This is a genomic window from Vibrio sinaloensis DSM 21326, from assembly GCF_000189275.1.
Classification (GTDB): Bacteria; Pseudomonadota; Gammaproteobacteria; order Enterobacterales; family Vibrionaceae; genus Vibrio; species Vibrio sinaloensis.
In genome coordinates this window covers 1-15,905 of record NZ_AEVT01000076.1, presented here as the reverse complement: position 1 = coordinate 15,905, position 15,905 = coordinate 1, and the positions used below count along the sequence as shown (strand labels likewise).

General features: G+C 46.8%; 26 protein-coding genes and 1 pseudogene. 24 read left to right on the top strand and 3 right to left on the bottom strand.

Going from position 1 to position 15,905, the window contains the following annotated elements; translation table 11 throughout:
• Positions 1-56 precede the first annotated feature (56 nt).
• The 3 genes from RH45_RS13805 (at position 57) to RH45_RS13795 (ending at position 2,619) form a co-directional block, all read left to right on the top strand.
• Entirely contained in the window at positions 57-1,277 is a 1,221-nt protein-coding gene (locus tag RH45_RS13805) for an HDOD domain-containing protein (RefSeq protein WP_008078134.1), read from the top strand.
• Positions 1,278-1,493: 216 nt separating this feature from the next.
• On the top strand, positions 1,494-1,961 hold the full coding sequence (locus RH45_RS13800) for a GNAT family N-acetyltransferase (RefSeq protein ID WP_008078127.1): 468 nt from the start codon (positions 1,494-1,496) through the stop codon (positions 1,959-1,961).
• A gap of 28 nt (positions 1,962-1,989) precedes the next feature.
• Complete coding sequence (locus RH45_RS13795; protein WP_008078126.1) at positions 1,990-2,619, top strand: LysE family translocator; 630 nt, start codon at positions 1,990-1,992, stop codon at positions 2,617-2,619.
• 161 nt (positions 2,620-2,780) lie between these two features.
• On the opposite strand, the gene RH45_RS13790 is transcribed toward RH45_RS13795, so the two are convergent.
• Positions 2,781-3,197, bottom strand: coding sequence for a GFA family protein (locus RH45_RS13790; protein WP_008078125.1), 417 nt, complete (start codon positions 3,195-3,197; stop codon positions 2,781-2,783).
• Positions 3,198-3,609: 412 nt separating this feature from the next.
• On the opposite strand from RH45_RS13790, the pseudogene RH45_RS13785 reads away from it, so the two are divergent.
• Positions 3,610-3,830 (top strand): annotated as a pseudogene (locus RH45_RS13785) (DUF3693 domain-containing protein); the annotation flags it as partial.
• 19 nt (positions 3,831-3,849) lie between these two features.
• Here the strand turns inward: RH45_RS13785 and RH45_RS13780 are convergent.
• Complete coding sequence (locus RH45_RS13780; RefSeq protein WP_008078123.1) at positions 3,850-4,101, bottom strand: helix-turn-helix domain-containing protein; 252 nt, start codon at positions 4,099-4,101, stop codon at positions 3,850-3,852.
• 143 nt (positions 4,102-4,244) lie between these two features.
• On the opposite strand from RH45_RS13780, the gene RH45_RS22970 reads away from it, so the two are divergent.
• The 7 genes from RH45_RS22970 (at position 4,245) to RH45_RS13750 (ending at position 8,483) form a co-directional block, all read left to right on the top strand.
• Positions 4,245-4,433, top strand: a complete 189-nt coding sequence (locus RH45_RS22970; RefSeq protein ID WP_071986186.1) for a hypothetical protein — start codon at positions 4,245-4,247, stop codon at positions 4,431-4,433.
• Positions 4,430-4,762 carry a hypothetical protein gene (locus RH45_RS13775; protein ID WP_008078121.1) on the top strand — a complete coding sequence of 111 codons (333 nt, stop codon included), beginning with the start codon at positions 4,430-4,432 and terminating at the stop codon, positions 4,760-4,762. The genes RH45_RS22970 and RH45_RS13775 overlap by 4 nt, the downstream gene beginning before the upstream one ends.
• A gap of 31 nt (positions 4,763-4,793) precedes the next feature.
• Positions 4,794-6,614 (top strand): replication endonuclease, encoded by a 1,821-nt coding sequence (locus RH45_RS13770; RefSeq protein WP_008078120.1) that lies wholly within the window; start codon positions 4,794-4,796, stop codon positions 6,612-6,614.
• Positions 6,615-6,680: 66 nt separating this feature from the next.
• A complete protein-coding gene (locus RH45_RS13765; protein ID WP_008078119.1) occupies positions 6,681-6,860 on the top strand; it encodes a hypothetical protein in 180 nt (59 codons plus the stop codon).
• Positions 6,850-7,302, top strand: a complete 453-nt coding sequence (locus RH45_RS13760; RefSeq protein WP_008078118.1) for a hypothetical protein — start codon at positions 6,850-6,852, stop codon at positions 7,300-7,302. Before RH45_RS13765 ends, RH45_RS13760 begins: the two co-directional genes overlap by 11 nt.
• Positions 7,295-7,789 carry a hypothetical protein gene (locus tag RH45_RS13755; protein ID WP_008078117.1) on the top strand — a complete coding sequence of 165 codons (495 nt, stop codon included), beginning with the start codon at positions 7,295-7,297 and terminating at the stop codon, positions 7,787-7,789. The genes RH45_RS13760 and RH45_RS13755 overlap by 8 nt, the downstream gene beginning before the upstream one ends.
• The gene (locus tag RH45_RS13750) at positions 7,761-8,483 is read left to right on the top strand and encodes a hypothetical protein (protein WP_039958662.1); all 723 of its coding nucleotides are present in this window, start codon (positions 7,761-7,763) and stop codon (positions 8,481-8,483) included. The genes RH45_RS13755 and RH45_RS13750 overlap by 29 nt, the downstream gene beginning before the upstream one ends.
• Before the next feature lie 10 nt (positions 8,484-8,493).
• On the opposite strand, the gene RH45_RS13745 is transcribed toward RH45_RS13750, so the two are convergent.
• Entirely contained in the window at positions 8,494-8,874 is a 381-nt protein-coding gene (locus RH45_RS13745; RefSeq protein ID WP_008078115.1) for a hypothetical protein, read from the bottom strand.
• 148 nt (positions 8,875-9,022) lie between these two features.
• Between RH45_RS13745 and RH45_RS23570 the strand changes: the two genes are divergently transcribed.
• The 13 genes from RH45_RS23570 to RH45_RS13685 all read left to right on the top strand — a co-directional run bounded on the left by RH45_RS23570 (position 9,023) and on the right by RH45_RS13685 (position 15,619).
• Positions 9,023-9,160, top strand: coding sequence for a hypothetical protein (locus tag RH45_RS23570; RefSeq protein WP_008078114.1), 138 nt, complete (start codon positions 9,023-9,025; stop codon positions 9,158-9,160).
• On the top strand, positions 9,160-9,993 hold the full coding sequence (locus RH45_RS13735; protein ID WP_008078113.1) for a major capsid protein P2: 834 nt from the start codon (positions 9,160-9,162) through the stop codon (positions 9,991-9,993). The genes RH45_RS23570 and RH45_RS13735 overlap by 1 nt, the downstream gene beginning before the upstream one ends.
• A gap of 9 nt (positions 9,994-10,002) precedes the next feature.
• Positions 10,003-10,281 (top strand): hypothetical protein, encoded by a 279-nt coding sequence (locus RH45_RS13730; protein WP_008078112.1) that lies wholly within the window; start codon positions 10,003-10,005, stop codon positions 10,279-10,281.
• A 9-nt stretch (positions 10,282-10,290) separates the two neighbouring features.
• Positions 10,291-10,440 (top strand): hypothetical protein, encoded by a 150-nt coding sequence (locus tag RH45_RS23450; RefSeq protein ID WP_008078111.1) that lies wholly within the window; start codon positions 10,291-10,293, stop codon positions 10,438-10,440.
• Complete coding sequence (locus tag RH45_RS13725; protein ID WP_008078110.1) at positions 10,437-10,619, top strand: hypothetical protein; 183 nt, start codon at positions 10,437-10,439, stop codon at positions 10,617-10,619. Before RH45_RS23450 ends, RH45_RS13725 begins: the two co-directional genes overlap by 4 nt.
• Positions 10,616-10,987 carry a hypothetical protein gene (locus RH45_RS13720; protein WP_008078109.1) on the top strand — a complete coding sequence of 124 codons (372 nt, stop codon included), beginning with the start codon at positions 10,616-10,618 and terminating at the stop codon, positions 10,985-10,987. The genes RH45_RS13725 and RH45_RS13720 overlap by 4 nt, the downstream gene beginning before the upstream one ends.
• Positions 10,988-10,990: 3 nt before the next feature.
• Positions 10,991-11,422 (top strand): hypothetical protein, encoded by a 432-nt coding sequence (locus RH45_RS13715; RefSeq protein WP_008078108.1) that lies wholly within the window; start codon positions 10,991-10,993, stop codon positions 11,420-11,422.
• Positions 11,419-12,102, top strand: coding sequence for a hypothetical protein (locus RH45_RS13710; RefSeq protein WP_008078107.1), 684 nt, complete (start codon positions 11,419-11,421; stop codon positions 12,100-12,102). Before RH45_RS13715 ends, RH45_RS13710 begins: the two co-directional genes overlap by 4 nt.
• A gap of 2 nt (positions 12,103-12,104) precedes the next feature.
• The gene (locus RH45_RS13705) at positions 12,105-13,202 is read left to right on the top strand and encodes a hypothetical protein (protein WP_008078103.1); all 1,098 of its coding nucleotides are present in this window, start codon (positions 12,105-12,107) and stop codon (positions 13,200-13,202) included.
• Positions 13,203-13,205: 3 nt separating this feature from the next.
• The gene (locus tag RH45_RS13700; RefSeq protein WP_008078100.1) at positions 13,206-13,661 is read left to right on the top strand and encodes a hypothetical protein; all 456 of its coding nucleotides are present in this window, start codon (positions 13,206-13,208) and stop codon (positions 13,659-13,661) included.
• A gap of 9 nt (positions 13,662-13,670) precedes the next feature.
• Positions 13,671-13,907 (top strand): hypothetical protein, encoded by a 237-nt coding sequence (locus RH45_RS13695; RefSeq protein WP_008078099.1) that lies wholly within the window; start codon positions 13,671-13,673, stop codon positions 13,905-13,907.
• Positions 13,888-14,073, top strand: a complete 186-nt coding sequence (locus RH45_RS13690) for a hypothetical protein (protein WP_008078097.1) — start codon at positions 13,888-13,890, stop codon at positions 14,071-14,073. Before RH45_RS13695 ends, RH45_RS13690 begins: the two co-directional genes overlap by 20 nt.
• A gap of 391 nt (positions 14,074-14,464) precedes the next feature.
• Positions 14,465-15,619 (top strand): AAA family ATPase, encoded by a 1,155-nt coding sequence (locus RH45_RS13685; protein ID WP_241211647.1) that lies wholly within the window; start codon positions 14,465-14,467, stop codon positions 15,617-15,619.
• Positions 15,620-15,905 lie beyond the last annotated feature (286 nt).

Here is a 15,905-nt window from a genome sequence, read left to right as displayed (position 1 = left end):
TGCTCGACAAAATATATGCTAAATTAGTTATAGGTTAAAAAACTGTAAGTGCTGCCTTGTTAGTTACCAATAGAAAATACAACAGTGAAGCCACCGCGCTGGCACAAAAAATTTCCCACCTTACTTATGAGCGTCACGCTAAGTGGCTGGTGAGCCTGAAATATATCCTCGATCAATCAGATGTCGATTCAACACTAAGCCGTCAAAGTGAGTTTTGCGATAGCGTGATATTGAAGGAAGAGGAACGGATCACGGATAACCAGCGTTTACTGCTTGAGTGTGAAAGTGAACGTGTCCAAGAGCGTAGGCAGGAAGCTGAAGATAGACAAAAAGTGTTCAGCAATGTAGTTGCAGAAGTCTCTCAAACCGCAGAGGACATGATCAGAGAAACACTGCTCTCGCAGCCAGCAATCAAGTTACTTGGCCGTTTCCCTGATTTTTCTTACTTCTCTAGTGTCGCATATTCACCGTCATTAAGTTTTAGCAAATTGAACGTATTGACGACAAATGACAACCAGCTAAAGGCTAACTTTATTGCTTTAGTCAACAATCCCAAGTTTTGTGCCCGCATTGGTAAAATGGCGCGTGACATCAATGATCCCCAGATCGCTATTGGTACTTTGGGTATGGACAATTGCAAAGTTCTGTTTCCGATACTAATGGTGAAACCTATTTTACGTTGGCACAACCCGTTAACCAAAACCATTGCACCAAAATTATGGCAACACATGATATTGACTGCGAACGTTACCCGAATTCGTCTTCAAGAAGCCAACGTGAAGAACCCAGAGCAGGGGATCCTCCTTGGTGTGCTCAGAACTATTTGTCACTTTGCTATTGTTAATCAATTTCCCCAGCTGTTTGAAGACGCGTTAATCGAGAAGATGCGGTTCTATCGTGAGAATAACTTTCGCAATGAGTACTATGCGTGTGCGGAAGTAAAGCCGAACATGAATATTCTTCCTAAGCTGCTGGTAACGCTTGAAAAAGATCTGACTCGTAAGATTGTCGAAGAAATAGAGTGGTCAGCCAGTACCATCCATCTAAAGAATGCTCTACTAGATGACATTGAAGAAAGGCCTATCTTAGAGCGAAGTGAATACGGGCAAGCTCTAGCGCAGGGGCAAGCCTATTCTATGTTTGATAACTTAGATAGAAGCAGTGCGTTTGTTGATAAACACAAGCCATTTTGGTTCGCACATGTTCAAATGCCAGCTGACGCTCTTAAACATATCCGTGAAAAGCAGCCCGGCAAGATTAGCTTAGAGAGTCAGTAAGGCTAGTGCATCATTCATTATCTTCATAAACGCAGCTGGTCGAACTTATGCACTATAACTAAAAATTGTTATTCCAATAGTTCTGACTAGCTTACGGTTTGCTTCAAGATTACCCAAATATATATTTAATATTCCAGCGTGACCTTGTCACTAATGGGTTTACTTTGGTGTTATCTCCGATAAGATTAAACATCATTCAATGGAGAACGGATAATCATGATTGAAATCAAACCAGTACAAGTAATGGACTATGAAAAAGTCAAAAACCTCCAGGTTTCTGACGCGCAACTGCAGTACGTCGGAACTGCAGAAGAGCTATTACCGTTGTTAAACCAATCCGTTACTGCTCATGGAATATATTCAGGTGCTGAAATGGTGGGGGTGTTTTTACTCGATACTGGCTACGATGAGGATTACCCATTTGCTGATGCAGGAGCCATTGGTGTTAGAGGCTTTTTAGTCGATCAGTCTCAACAAGGCAGAGGTATAGGGACACGTACCGTTTTGGAACTATCTGATTACATCAAGCTCAACTTTCCAAAGGCAGGCTCGGTATTTTTGACCGTCAATTGCAAGAACCCGGCGGCAAAAAAATGTTATGAAAACGGTGGGTTTCTTGATACTCAAGAGCTCTATCATGGAGGTTCCGCAGGCCCACAGCATATAATGAAGCTCGCTCTTTAGTCTCTGGAGTATGAAATAGGGAGGTTTTATGTTTCCGCTAGAAGTGTTTATTGGCTTTACGATGGCTTGCATTCTATTGGTAGTGTCTCCAGGGCCTGATAACCTGTTGGCAATTAGTCGAGGATTAAGCCAAGGAAAGAGTGCTGCTGTAGTATCTGGCCTTTCATCTGGTTTTGGAATTCTGTTTCATGTATTTGCTGCAACCTTTGGGTTAACACTGCTTATACAAACATCAGAATTTGCATTTTACTTAGTTAAGATAGTTGGTGCGGGATACCTTATCTGGTTGGGCATTCGCGCTATTCGGTCTCGAAACTTGATTTCATTAAATAACAGCAAACCGCAATCGTTGAAGGTTATTTTCTCGACTGGTTTTTTATCTGCCGCTTTGAATCCAAAACCCGGTCTATTTGTTTTGGCATTTATTCCTCAGTTTGTGGATCAGAATCTGGGGTCAGTCACGCATCAAATGATTGGCTACGGCGCCTGGTTTGCGATTCTTACAGCATTTGGATTTAGCTTGATGGGTGTTTTCGCGACAAGGTTGTCTAATTGGTTAGTAGAAAAACCTAAAGTAGTATTCGGTTTGAACTTCGGTGCGGGTGCCACGTTTATAGCCTCTGGCCTTATGGTGGCTTTGATGGATCAAAAACGCTAGAGCAGGGTATTGTTACCACTTTTCGAGTCAGTTCAAAGTGTCAAAACTATTAACGTTTTTCTCACTCAACAAACCCTGATACGGTGGACTTGTACTTTTAGCCCCGGAGGTACAAATGTGTATGACTACTGTGGTTGTAGATCAACGGGGCATCTATCGAATTAAATCTTGTCTGCGAAATAGGCCATGATTTCCTCTGTGGTCATCTCTTTGGTTTCGTTACTAAAACAATAGTAGCTAGGCCTCATATCACTAAAATACTGCATATCCATCACGAGTCCTTCTAAAGTCGAAAAAAGCCCCACAGGCATATTGTATTCACCGGTTTCCTTGAACTTGTAAAACAAGTGGGTACCGCATTCGGTACAAAAACCGCGAGCAGCCCAAGAAGAAGACTCGAACAATTTTACATGTTCTTCACCAAGTATCGTTACTTGTGTTCCGCATTTAACCGCAAAGAATGGCGCGCCTCCCCAAGTACGGCAAGATTGGCAATGACAGACGGTAAATTTAGGATCAATATTATTCGCTGTAATTGAAACAGCACCACATAAGCAAGATGTTTCCGAACAAGACATAGATTCACTCCGAATAAGAATACTAATAGGCAACTGGTTTTTTATAGCTCCTAGTGTACACATTGGGGCTGTATAAATAAACAGTATTCATTGGTGTAGGAAAGCAAGTCCACCGAATGTACGGTTTGAACCTCGTAATCGACAAAAATGGATACGTTATGTTCATATGAGTGACACTGTAATGCGCAAGATATTTATCCCCAATGGTTGTTTATAATCGACGAACAACGACAGCTTTGAACTCCGAGCACGCTTCATTCGAACAGTTAAAATCAAAGTATGAGCTTGTCTAACTACAGCAAGCAAATCTAGGATTTACATTTAAATAGACAACGCATGATTCAGGTTCGGTTACCGAAGAAACTTTGCAAAGTTTGAAAGTCTGGTAGTTATGTGTATGAGAAGAGGAAGTTTTCTTGCGACTGGCGCAGGTTTAGACCCAGAGATAGCTTTATTAGGTTGTCACGCTGATCACAACGATAATCCGAACATTAAAGCGATGTGGGAAAGCATTGCAAAAAAGTTTAACGGGCGCGGTTTACAAGAATATCAATGGTTTGCGGTGGACTGGCTATGTGGATTGGCAGCCCTAGCGAAGCTATAGCTAAGTGCGCATTATGTATATGCGGGTAAATATAAAATCAGAGGGGTTCTAACTAGTTAAAGCGTTGATTAGGCGAGGGTTTTTGTACTTGTCTTGGATTAAACCGTACACTACATTTTGGTCGTCAGCGCCAAGCAAATCTGCAATCTGAAACGCTATATCCCAATCCATCGAGCACGTACCATTTCTCCAATTACTCAAACGGCTACGACCAACGCCAAGTTTTTGTGCCAACTTGTAGTCAGAGGGCAACTCATACTTAGCTTTTACTTGGTCTAAAAGTTCGTTTGTAAAGTTCATCCGTGCCTGTTCGATAATTGTCCAAACTTGTTAAATTGTAGTGTATTTATAAGGTCATTACAGTAGTTCAAGTGATTTGAACGCCTAAAATAATTGCATTACTGTCTCCATGTTCAAAAAAGAAACAGCTTGCGGAGGCTGAAATGACAAATGTAACGAATCCAATTCATTTGCCCTGTCCAGATATGGCAGGGTGCGTAAACCCAAGCCCTGAACTGACTCAAAACTCCCTCAAATGGGTAAAGCGCTGCTTAGAGCGAGTGCGTGAGCTCAAATCGAGCCCAACGCAAACACACATTCCCTCACGTTTTCGTCAAGGGGGTGACGCATGAGCAACGTTAGCATGAAAGACATTTATCAAACACTTAGGGCTGCGCGTCGCTTAAATAAGGTTAGCGCCATTGCAACGGCCTACAATTTTGCCGTTGAAAACATCGGTGTATCTGAAACGCTGAAACTTACAGAGCAAATCGACCAAACCCGTTTTTATGATTTTGAACGCAAACAGGCTTTAGAAGACGGACTGAGCACACTGTGCAGCTATGAGTTTTTCTCGGCTTCAAAAGGGCCTTTGGGCGCTTACCGGTTATATCGAGCCATCCAACGAAACAACGCACTTGTTTCAGACAGAATCCGCAAGCAAGAGGACGCGCCCGAATAGGGCGCTGAATCTTTAACGCGAGGGCGATTCTATGAATGCAAAGGAAGTGCAAGAAACGCTTGAACGGATGGCTGACAAAACCCAAGCAACGCAAGCCATCTTTCAAAGCAGCTTCTCTAAACGATTTTTCCCAAGGCTTCCCGCCATTGTGCGCAACGATGTTAAGCGCAAAGTGGAAAGCCGAACCAAGCGAGCCAATGCCACCAATCAAAACCTAGCGAAAGCCGCAGATGAAGCGGTTAAGTTTGGCTTAAAGTGTGCGGCGTACATTGAGGACAAATACCCTTTTGTCGATAGCCGCAACCATGCCAAACCAGAACCGCTATCCCACAACATATTAATGCGTGAAGATGCCATTAAGAAGCTGGCTAGCAACTACGCTGATGAACTCGCCGCCATTTTGCAGAATGTCGACGCGAGTCAGTTTAGTGATTTTCTTGGCGCTTTGGTTTGGGTGTACCGCACTCAAGCCAAGAAACTGAGCGAAATCTATGTGCTTGCGCCAGTGGTCGACTTTAGCCAGAAAAAGCGCGAGGTGTTGGAAGAGCAGCTAACCATTGCTGTGCTCAAGATGCAAGCCGAGCAATGGCTTGAGCGCCGCTTGCTTAGGCTGCGCGCTCAATATATCGAATACTCTCAAATTGCGCTTTGTCGCGTCGGCGATAAAGGGCACCAAAGCCGTTATGTGTCCGAGGTGTCATTTCAGAACTGGACGCGTAAACAGCACGAATCCAAGCAATACATGGCGGCCATGTCGGTGCTCAATACCGAAACGGGCGAGCACTTCAAACTCGAAGACGTGGCGAGCCGCACCGTCGCCAACCCTGAAAACCGCCGCATTGAAATGATGGTACGCTCTCGCGGCTTTGAAGAGTTGGCCGAAGAACTCGGTTACACCGCGCTGTTCATTACGTGGACGTTGCCGAGTAAATACCACCGCAATTCGCCGCATTGGAATGGCGCCAGTGTCAAAGAAGGTCACAAAGCCCTCATGGCTAAGTGGGCGGTTGGCCGAGCGCGATTGGCCAAACGCGATATTGATTACTTTGGTTTTCGTGTGGCCGAGCCTCACAAAGACGCAACCAGTCACAGCCACTACTTTTTGTTTTGCTCTCACAAGGTTAAGGCCGACGTAGTGCGTATCCTCCAAGAGGAAGCAACACACGAAGATAGAGCCGAATTGGGCTCAGATGTAACGCCGCGTTTTGATGTAAAAGAAGCCGACCCAAGCAAGGGCGGCGCCACGGCGTACATCGCCAAGTATGTGTCGAAAAACATCAACGGGAAGCACATGCCAGAGAGCAAAGCCGAAGAAAACGCCTTTAAGGTGCGCGCTTGGGCGTCGGTTCATGGCATTCGTCAGTTTCAGCAGTTTGGCGGCGAGCCGGTGTCGTTGTGGCGAAGTCTGCGCCGAGCGACCTCGGAGCAAACCGCACACGATGAAAAGTTGGAAGCGCTGCGCCAAGCGGCGGACTCGTCCAAGTGGTCGCTGTTTTGCCAATTGGCACACGACGCCAAATTGGAATACGAAACCAAGAAAAACCAATACGGTGAAGTGGTCTCGAAAGTGATTGGTTTCACTTGGCTTTCTGAAGTTATTGAAACCTGTAGCGATACTTTTCAGTTAGTTAAGACGAAAGATTTAAAGCGCGCTTTAGAGACGCGGAGCGGCTCCACTTGGAGCACTGAAAATAACTGTAACCCCTCACTAAGTCAGGCACTGACCGAGCTCACCGGATGGAGCATTCAAGGGGTGAAATGCCTTATTAAGCCGCTGCAAAGTGGCGCCAAAATACAAATAGACCAACACGCCACCGTCTCACTTAGAAATGGCGGGCTTGTGGTTACTTAACCTGTTTATACCTTGCTTGCGAATGGAATTTTTATCACTCAGTTGGACATAAGGAATCAATACACCGTGGAAAAAGCACAACAAATCACCGAGCAGCTTGAAAAGGAAGTCAAAGCGCATTCTCTGAACCCGTTCGCAAGCAAATTAATGGCGCCGCTTCGCCTGTTCCTCGTCTGGATGCGGCTCACCAATGACCGAATCCAAGAGCTTGAGGCGCAGCTAGAAGGGGCGCTCAATGGCAAGTAAAAACCCAATCAAAGGTTATATCCGTTGTCACATGCCCGATTGTGGCGCCGTGGCAACGGTTCATGCGGTGGGTGAGCACAAGATAGTCACCGAGGGCACCCCGCCAAAGAATAAGCGCAATACCGGCCGGTTGTATTACAACTGTCCGTGTTGTGGCTTTCAGCAAGGCAAGGGTGAGAGCTTTCAGCAGTTCATTCAAACCAATATGAAAACCGACAAAGCCGAGCTCAAGCCGCTTGAAACCAATGACCACCAAGGTGAGAAACGTCACCCTGTCACGCAAGATAAGCCCGTTATTGCGCCGCCAAAGCCGGCAACCACTGAGCCGCCTAAACCAATCAACACAAGGCTTGCAGCGGCTAAGCCTTACTTTTTCGGGCTGCTCGCACTCATCACACTCTTTTTCTTACTCAACAAAAAAGGACAATCCGCCAATGGATAGCACAGACAATACACCGCTTGAAACCGAACACGACGAACTGAGCCAAGATTACGCGCAAGGGCTAAACGATTTAGACCATATTGACGCAGCCGAACGTGGCGAGCCAGAAACCACCGAGCAACCAGAGCAATCCGAGATTGACGAGCCACAATTGGACGCTGGCGCGGCGGTAGCGATGGTTGAAATGGGCATGTTTATGTCACAGCAATACATTTCATCGGCGGCCGGTGTCGATTTTCAGTTTGACGCCGAAGCCAAAGAGAAATTCTTGACCGCCAGTGGTCCATTGATTGAAAAGTACGGTCTTACATGGCTGGCATGGTTTGAGAACTACAAAGAAGAAATCATGTTTGGCGTTGCCGCCGTTGGTCTGGGGTATTCAAGCCTTAATGCCGTGAAACGACTGCAAGCTGAGCAAGCGGCCATCATTGCAGAAAAAGCAAAGGAGGCGGCCAACGATGAGCAAGAGCAAAAAGCCGCCGCTTAGGCTGCCCATGCCGGTCAACAGCAACCAAGCGCACCCGCCAAAGCACGTCGTGTACATCGCCACGACGGGCGGGGGCAAAACCACCGCCGTGAAAAAGCTCGGCCTAATCCCCAAAGGAAGCCAGGCAGTCTTTTTTGACCCGTACCAAAATTACTCGGGCAAGAAGTTTCAAGGGCAAAACGTGCAAACGTTCACCGAGTTTGGCGCCTTTGCTCGCGCCTTGGTCGCAGCACGAAAGCACAAAAGAGGCTTCAAGTTGGCGCTGGTCAAAGACGCCACCATGGAAAATTTGGAAACGTTCGCTGCGATTGTGTGGAGCTGCGGGGATGGCAACAAGCCTTTGCTGCATGTTGCCATTGAAGAGTTGGGCACCATTGCCGAAACCACCGGCAAGCTCAAAGGCAAGGCGGGCGAGCTGTGGCGCGGTGGTCGTCAGTTTGGCCTTGTGCTGCACTCGATGTTTCAGCGCACCCAAGAAGTGCCCAAGACGGTCATTAGTCAATCGCCGTATTGGTGGGTGGGCGGTCTGGCATCGATGGCCGACGCGGAGTACATCAGCAAGCAAAAAGCCTATGATGTGACCCAAATATCAGCTTTAAAGACGGCGCAATCCAACAATGGCATTGCTGAGTATCTGCTCTTTAGTGACCAAATTGGGGATGTAAAGAAAGGTGAGGTTATCTGCCTCACATGAGGCAGTTATTTTATTTGAATGGGTCGTCTACCCATGCCGCCTCTTCACCTGTAAACACTTCCACGAACACGTTTACATTATCAGAATCATTACCTGAGTCATTTTTACCAAACGTTTGAACATACTCGCCTGTTACATAGCTCAAACGTCTAGTTTCAGTCGTTTTCTCATCATCATATAAATACATTGGTCGCGTGATAGATATAGCTTTAAACGTATGAGAGTTAGCTTTGAAATAACGACCTTCAGCACGAATGTCTATCCACTTAAAATAGTGGGTATTAACGTCATATGGTGGTATTTTTGAGCGTTGTTTTACGATAAATATGTCACTACACATTAGCTGTACTTCATGCTCATTAGGAATAGGCGCTTTCTCAGTTGTACTCATTTTATTCCCTCATATTACTGATTTAATTTTCCATAAAGCCTATTAGGTATACCGCTTAACCTAATAGGTTCAACACCATTTAAACGTTGAACAATAACGCTAACACTTACTGGTGAACATTTATACAACCATGTAACGGAAAGCGTATATGAAGCTAAATAAAAGTACCTTAGTTCCTATGTTAGTCACAGCTGGGCTGACCATCGCACTTGTAGCGACAATCAACAATGTATCTGCACTCTCAAGCGTGAAAGAAGTCGTGAGCGGCGACAAAGGTTGGTTCTAATGGAAATGATGAGCACACCTTTTAACCCGCGTCCACGCGAGCTTGACCCAGTGGAGGGCGTCAATTGGGGCAACCAAGCCACCTTGCGCCTTGTGTCTGGTCCAACGTATCAAAACCTTGAGCTCGTTACCGATATTCTAGACCCCGCAGACATTGAGCGCGTAACGCTGAAACTGAACGGCAAAGAGATCATCGGCCTGAGCGGTCAAGACTTGGTGGACTTCCAAGAGCACCGCAAACAGTTCACGGAAAAAGGGCGTTATGTCGTGCCATTTTCTGATTTAACGCTGCGCACGAAAGCCGGTGTGCGCACCGGTGAGCTTGTGACACTGCAAGGCGAGATTTGGATGGTGTACATCCAACTGAAAGCCAAAGATGCCGGCACGCAAGCACCATCGATTCGCGCTCGCGCCCATACTACGGCTGCGCAGTCTCGCCGCGTGTACTTGCCACGTCTTTACTCGTTAACGTGGTATGCCGCCGTGGCCGGTCGTACGCCTTTCGACTTTGCCGAGCGATCGCCGTTTCTGTCAATCAAGCGCATTCACTTCAAAGACAACACGATTGAACGTGTGCGCGTGATGCGTGACGAACGCGAAGAAATCAACGTGGCGAAAGCCGACAACGCGTTTGATTTAGCGGTGGCCGGTCTAGAGCAAAACCAAGATTGGTTCACGCTTGATTTTGTTCGTACTGGCTTTGGTGTCGAAGGTCGTTTGCCTACCAACGCGCTGAAACAACTGCAATTTGAGCTTGATAAGACAAGCCAAGGTAGCGTGCCAGTGATTGTGGAAGCCATCGAGCAAGTCGGCGAAATCGCACCAAAAGCGTAAGGGGAAGTCATGGACTTTTTTAACGACTTACTGGAAACCGGTGGGGAGTTAATTGGTGGTGCCGTTGATACTGTCGGGGGTTTCGCGCTTGAAATGCTCGACTATCAAAAGCAATTGGCGCTGTCAGCTAACCCAACCACGCACCGAGAGTTATCCAACGACTATCAGCAGCCCAACGGGGATGTCGTTCGCCAATCGAGCGCGCCCAGCTATGGCCCGTATGCAGCGATTGGTGTCGGTCTCTTGATGGTGTGTGGCACCGTCTACTTTGCCACGAAAAAGCGCTAAGGGGGAACAATGCCATTGATTCCAGTTGCATTGCTCGCCGGCGGGTTTGGTCTGTGGGGCGGTTACACCTTGAGCAACGGTACGAAATACCTCACCGGCCTTGTGATTTTGCTGCTCGTTGTGTTCGTCGGCCTTAAAGTCAGCGGGGGCATTTTATGATTCCAATGACCAATAGCGGCTCAATGCCTATCAAGGCGGGTGATGCGGGACCATCAGCCGCAACAAGCAGCAACCAAAGCGGTCAATCCATTGGTGCCATCAATATGGGCGGGGGCGTGAGCCCTTGGCTCATTGCTGGCGTGGTCTTAGTCATTGCCGTGGTGATACTCAAAAAATGATTGAATTGGTTTCTGACCGAGCGAGTGCGCTCGACACATTACAAGTGGCCTTTCGAGCGTGCCCCAAGGATTTCGACACTCTCAAGCAAGAAGTCAGGGCGGGGCGCGTCAGCTTGTACCGTTTGACAGGTCAAGGTTACAACGTCACCGTGGCCGGTGAAGTTGTCGGCCATTCCTACTTCTTATGGGGCGTGGTCGGGGTGGGTGTTGTGGGCGCTATTCGTGAGCTCAAAACGCACGTCAAAGCCGCAGGGCTCCAATCCATTTCGGCAGAAACCTATTTTCCTTTGGTCGCTCGGCTTGGCCGCCGCTTGCAGACCAAAGAGCAAACGCGGGGCGATGTGACCCGCATGGAAATAAAGGTGTAAGCAATGGGCGGTAAATCCAGTTCCAAAAACAGCACAACCACAACCAACGTCAGCGGCCAAAACGCCATTAGTGGGGATAACTTAGGAACGGCGATTAGCGGCGTTAATAACTCCACCATTAACGTGACCGCGACGGATTACGGCGCCGTTGAAGAAAGTTTTGCCCTTGGTCAACAGGCCATTGAGCAAACGACGGACTTTGCCAATCAGGCATTGGAAGAGTTCTCTTCAAGCAACAGCGAAAACTTGCAAATGTTGGCAGGGCTCGCGGGCAATCAAGCGGCACAAAACACGAAAAACCTCGAAACCTTACAAGCGCTTGCCAAGTTCAAACAAGACGGCGGCGCCAATGAAAGCAATCGCATGAATATGTATGTGATGCTCGCTATTGCCGTGATTTTAGGCTTTGTCACTTATAAGGCGGTGAGTCGATGATTTTAGACTTTGGACAGGGGCAAACTATCCCCGTCACCCTTGACGCCGAATGGCTTTACATCGTTAGAGCCGAGACAAAAATCACGCTGCAAATTGAGCGCACCGGTGAGGTTTTGTCTCTATTTAACCGCTCACTGTATAAGTATACAGGTAGTCGCTTGGGGCGCATTTTATTAACCACCACGGGCAAGGTGGAACTGGAAAGTGGCGTGGGTGAGCATCAGCCACCCATAGACGGACAATCGGTCAATGTCGACCAATTGCCGGCGGTGGAATTGGCGCCCGACCAAAGCGTAAATGTGCAAGCGCTGCCAGATGTTCAATTGGCCGCTGGTCAACAAATCCAAGCCATTATCGACGCGTTGCCAGAAATTGCACTGGCCGAGGGGCAAAAACTCTCTATCAGCTCCATGCCAGTGATGCGAATGGCTTCCAATCAAGTGATTGGCATTCAGGCGTCAAACCTTCTCACTAGTCAGAAAGTGGCGCTACCTGTCGATGTTCCCCGCAACAACGACCGTCGCAGCATCATTATCAAAGCCGATGCCGCCAATACCGGCGCCGTGGTCGTCAATGCAGGGTATGAGCTCGATGCCGGTGAAAAAATCGAGTTAACAAGCCGAGAAGCGATCTCTTTGTCGGGCGCGGATACGGATTTCGTTCATCTTATCGAGGTATAACCATGAGCACGATTAAAAACAATCTCCCAACGGGCAGCGAACGCAATAAGGTGGAATACCTAGCGGAAGCAATTGAAAACGCGCGCATTGATATTGACGTTTTGATTGAGCAAGTGAGCAATGCGCCCGCTGGTAGTGCAACTACACGCCCCAAAAACCTGTTGAAAAACGCCGCCATGCTCGGCGTACACGAACGTTACCCAACCGCATGGGCTTTAGTTATGGGGCACCGCAGCAAAAAGGGCGTCAATGCCGCCAGCACACTCGCCATGCCGGCCGCGCCGTTTTGGGGAATGGAAATCATGCCCAATTCTGCGGGCATGGTAGCCAATGGTCACATGAAAGTCAGCTTGCCGAGTAACCTCACAAGTGCTGCACCAAGTTTTGATGAGGCTATGGGTGGCTTGGTGATTGGCCGAAGCAATGGCTCTCGCCAAGTGGTTTTTCAAGTCTTTGACCCGCCAGAGCGCCATTATATCCACCATGACGGCAATGAAGACAAATCGCTTTGGTGTTACGTGCGCCTTGACCTTGCCATGAGCCGCGAATCATTCCGTTATGGTGTCGTGGAAATCGATGAGCAGGGCAACGCCACTAAGGTGATGTGCGAGAAAACCATTCACCCATCTTCGTCAACTACTCACATTCAAGACTGGCTGCACTTTGGTCGCGAGTTCGATGTGTTTAAACGTCGTTTCGCATTCTTTGTAGAGCGAACCACACACGCGCAAAATGCATTCACGTTACTGACTGGCGCCGGTGTGTATTGGGGGCGCGAAGGTGAAGTGCCAGAGCTCGCTGCCACCGAGCGCGACTCTCAAGATGGCTTTTTCCATGTGAGCGAATACCAAGCCGAGGGCAAAACGATTTCGTTCAAACTACCGGACTACCCAACGCGATATGCACCCGAAAAACACTATCTGTATTGCGTGGTGGACGCCAATAGCCGAGCTATCACTCAAGCAATGGGTTTCGATTTTCACGTCAACCCAGACAAAACCGTACGGTGTAACGTGACCTCAGATTTGCCAAATGGCGCCATGGTACAAGCCTATCGTGGTGAGTGTTTGAGCATTAATTTCTACGATGTGGCGGCCTAGCGTATGCGTTTGTATCTACTGATTTTCTTAATATTTGGAGGCTGGCTTTTCTTTATGACTAAGCAAACCGTTCGCGGCATTCGAAACAACAACCCCTTAAACATTCGCAAAGGCAACGATTGGCAGGGCGAAAGCTCATTCTCTCGCGATGCTGAGTTTGAAACCTACAAGCACCACAAATACGGCTTTCGAGCGGGCGCCATCTTACTGCGCAATTATCAGCGGCTCTACCATCTCGACACTCTGACCGAGTTGATAGGACGCTTTGCGCCGCCAAACGAAAACAACACGAAGAACTACGCGCAATTTGTCGCTAAGCGCGTGGGCGTCGACGTGAATCAACCGCTTAACTTACGTAACGATGAGCTATTGGCACAAGTGCTTCATGCAATGTCGATTATGGAAGTTGGGCGCCATTACTCCTACAGTGACGCCATGCAGGGCGTACGTTTAGCATAAGGACAAATCATGTTAGAACGCTCAACAATGAAAGGACTCGCACTCATTGGCTCCGTGGTCGCCGCCGTTACTGGTTACGGCCATTTGTTCAGTGTCGAAGTGACAAGCCAAGGCGTGAATTTTGGCGGTGCTGTTGGTCTTGCAATACCGGCCGCACTTGGCGTTTGGGAAGCCATTCCAGACAAATGGAAGCCGAGCCGCGATAGCGAAAAGGTAGGGGGCTTGGATGGAAAGTGCCCTCATTAACGCCTTAGCGAGTTGGGGGGTGTCGCCTCAATTTCTGGTGCTCGCCGCGCTTATGATGATGAACATGCGCAGCCAAAACAAAATCAATCGAGAGCTCACCACGGCGTTTCGAGAAATGCGAGAGCGGGTATTGGTCGTAGAAACCAAGCAACAACGTTTGGAGTAGGTAGGGTTCATTTCGAGGCACTTCAAAACCTGATTATTGATGCTTTTCACACCATCAAACCACTTGCTAAATTTGCTTCGTACTTTGACCCCGTGGGTACACTCTCGTGTAACTATAATGGTTAGCGGGGCACCCTTCAAATTGCTCGCCATTCTGGATAAAAAGCCGAACTCTTTGATTGAGTTCGGTTTTTTTTAGGTGCATTGTTCTATTAACGAAAGCGTTAATGCTATTATAAGCACTGTTATTGTGTTCATAGTAGATGATAAAATGTACAAATTAGAGAGCGTAACGATCAACAACTTTTGGCAGCGATTTACTGCCAGCAGTGATTTTAATCAAGTACGTTAATATAATCATAGGTAAGAACGGCACAGGTAAAACCACCTTCATGAATATACTTCAATCAGTACTAGCCGTAAGTATTGAAGAAATCGCTTCGTACGACTTTGAATCAATTGAAATAAAGCTTAGAAATGGAAAAAAACGTAAAACCATCAAAGCTAGAATAACGGAGCTAAGTCCAGTATCGGCATTGATACTTGAATACCAAATTTCACGTAAAAAATACACTGTACGACTGCTATCGCCTGAAGACCGTCGCTATGCTGCTTACCATAGACGCAAGGCAATCGAACAATCAGAGGATTTAAGAAATGAACTAGCTAGTTTGGTGTCCCTGTCATCACTCTCCGTATACAGGTTGAGAAGCGGTGAAGAAATGGAAGTTCGCGATAGAAGTGGAACTCGTTCAATTAACCCAGTAGATTTTCGCCTTAACCAACTACTACATAATTTAACCACTTTCCAACTTGAACTATCTCAAGAAGCACGAATCATAGCCTCTGATTTACAAAAAGAGGTTCTTTCGTCAATTCTTTATACGAAAGATCGTAAGAGTAACCAGAAATTTGCACTAGAGTTTGATAGGGAAAAAGAGAGAAAAAATCTAACATCAGCATTTTTACGTCTAAATGCTATAGATGCTAAAGTTCGCAAAAAAATCTCTCATCACGTTGATAAAGTTGATGAAACAATGTCTCATATTCGTGAGTCAGAAATGAGCAATAAGCAACCAGAACTCGATAAAATTGATTTCACGGCATTAGATGCATATAGAAATACCCAAAAAATCATACAGATGTCTCTAGATGCAGAGAAAAAAACTTCACGCGTATTTACTCCTATTACGCTATTCATTGATATACTGAAAGAGTTCATAACAAATAAAGAGTTCGATTTCAAAAGTGGTAAATTAAATGTGAGTAACGAATTAGGTGATATCGCCTTTGATGCTCTCTCATCTGGTGAAAAACAGCTTCTAATATTGTTTATAGAAACGTTGTTACAACGAAACAAACCATTTGTATTTTTAACAGACGAACCTGAGTTATCACTTCATATATCTTGGCAACGTAATATTATCCCCGCAATAAAAAGGCTAAACCCAAACGCCCAGGTAGTTGCTGCAACGCACTCACCGGAGGTCGCCGCAAAATATAGAGACTCTATTTGCAACATGGAGAAAATGATTCGTGTTGGATGATGATTTTTTCTATTCGGCAGAAGCTGAAAATATCATAAATGAGTTTCATTCTGTTGATGTTATGGTTTATGTAGAAGGCGTCGATGACATCCCGTTCTGGGACTTTATATTTGAAAAGTTTTTTTGACCAAACTGTTGAAGTTCAAGAGGTGGGAGGCTGTACCGCTCTAGAGCCATATATTCAGCGAATTCGTAATGGTGAAATGACAAGAGCAATCGTTGCCTGTGATACAGATTTGACGTCATTTGTTACGCCTCAAGTACAAGAGCATTGTAATATTATTCG

Bases quoted from the DNA above. Each gene is read 5' to 3' on its own strand.
- RH45_RS13800 (WP_008078127.1), top strand. From the start codon at position 1,494: ATGATTGAAATCAAACCAGTACAAGTAATGGACTATGAAAAAGTCAAA.
- RH45_RS13795 (WP_008078126.1), top strand. From the start codon at position 1,990: ATGTTTCCGCTAGAAGTGTTTATTGGCTTTACGATGGCTTGCATTCTA.
- RH45_RS13790 (WP_008078125.1), bottom strand. From the start codon at position 3,197: ATGTCTTGTTCGGAAACATCTTGCTTATGTGGTGCTGTTTCAATTACA.
- RH45_RS13780 (WP_008078123.1), bottom strand. From the start codon at position 4,101: ATGAACTTTACAAACGAACTTTTAGACCAAGTAAAAGCTAAGTATGAG.
- RH45_RS22970 (WP_071986186.1), top strand. From the start codon at position 4,245: ATGACAAATGTAACGAATCCAATTCATTTGCCCTGTCCAGATATGGCA.
- RH45_RS13775 (WP_008078121.1), top strand. From the start codon at position 4,430: ATGAGCAACGTTAGCATGAAAGACATTTATCAAACACTTAGGGCTGCG.
- RH45_RS13770 (WP_008078120.1), top strand. From the start codon at position 4,794: ATGAATGCAAAGGAAGTGCAAGAAACGCTTGAACGGATGGCTGACAAA.
- RH45_RS13760 (WP_008078118.1), top strand. From the start codon at position 6,850: ATGGCAAGTAAAAACCCAATCAAAGGTTATATCCGTTGTCACATGCCC.
- RH45_RS13755 (WP_008078117.1), top strand. From the start codon at position 7,295: ATGGATAGCACAGACAATACACCGCTTGAAACCGAACACGACGAACTG.
- RH45_RS13750 (WP_039958662.1), top strand. From the start codon at position 7,761: ATGAGCAAGAGCAAAAAGCCGCCGCTTAGGCTGCCCATGCCGGTCAAC.
- RH45_RS13745 (WP_008078115.1), bottom strand. From the start codon at position 8,874: ATGAGTACAACTGAGAAAGCGCCTATTCCTAATGAGCATGAAGTACAG.
- RH45_RS23570 (WP_008078114.1), top strand. From the start codon at position 9,023: ATGAAGCTAAATAAAAGTACCTTAGTTCCTATGTTAGTCACAGCTGGG.
- RH45_RS13735 (WP_008078113.1), top strand. From the start codon at position 9,160: ATGGAAATGATGAGCACACCTTTTAACCCGCGTCCACGCGAGCTTGAC.
- RH45_RS13730 (WP_008078112.1), top strand. From the start codon at position 10,003: ATGGACTTTTTTAACGACTTACTGGAAACCGGTGGGGAGTTAATTGGT.
- RH45_RS23450 (WP_008078111.1), top strand. From the start codon at position 10,291: ATGCCATTGATTCCAGTTGCATTGCTCGCCGGCGGGTTTGGTCTGTGG.
- RH45_RS13725 (WP_008078110.1), top strand. From the start codon at position 10,437: ATGATTCCAATGACCAATAGCGGCTCAATGCCTATCAAGGCGGGTGAT.
- RH45_RS13720 (WP_008078109.1), top strand. From the start codon at position 10,616: ATGATTGAATTGGTTTCTGACCGAGCGAGTGCGCTCGACACATTACAA.
- RH45_RS13715 (WP_008078108.1), top strand. From the start codon at position 10,991: ATGGGCGGTAAATCCAGTTCCAAAAACAGCACAACCACAACCAACGTC.
- RH45_RS13710 (WP_008078107.1), top strand. From the start codon at position 11,419: ATGATTTTAGACTTTGGACAGGGGCAAACTATCCCCGTCACCCTTGAC.
- RH45_RS13705 (WP_008078103.1), top strand. From the start codon at position 12,105: ATGAGCACGATTAAAAACAATCTCCCAACGGGCAGCGAACGCAATAAG.
- RH45_RS13700 (WP_008078100.1), top strand. From the start codon at position 13,206: ATGCGTTTGTATCTACTGATTTTCTTAATATTTGGAGGCTGGCTTTTC.
- RH45_RS13695 (WP_008078099.1), top strand. From the start codon at position 13,671: ATGTTAGAACGCTCAACAATGAAAGGACTCGCACTCATTGGCTCCGTG.
- RH45_RS13690 (WP_008078097.1), top strand. From the start codon at position 13,888: ATGGAAAGTGCCCTCATTAACGCCTTAGCGAGTTGGGGGGTGTCGCCT.
- RH45_RS13685 (WP_241211647.1), top strand. From the start codon at position 14,465: ATGAATATACTTCAATCAGTACTAGCCGTAAGTATTGAAGAAATCGCT.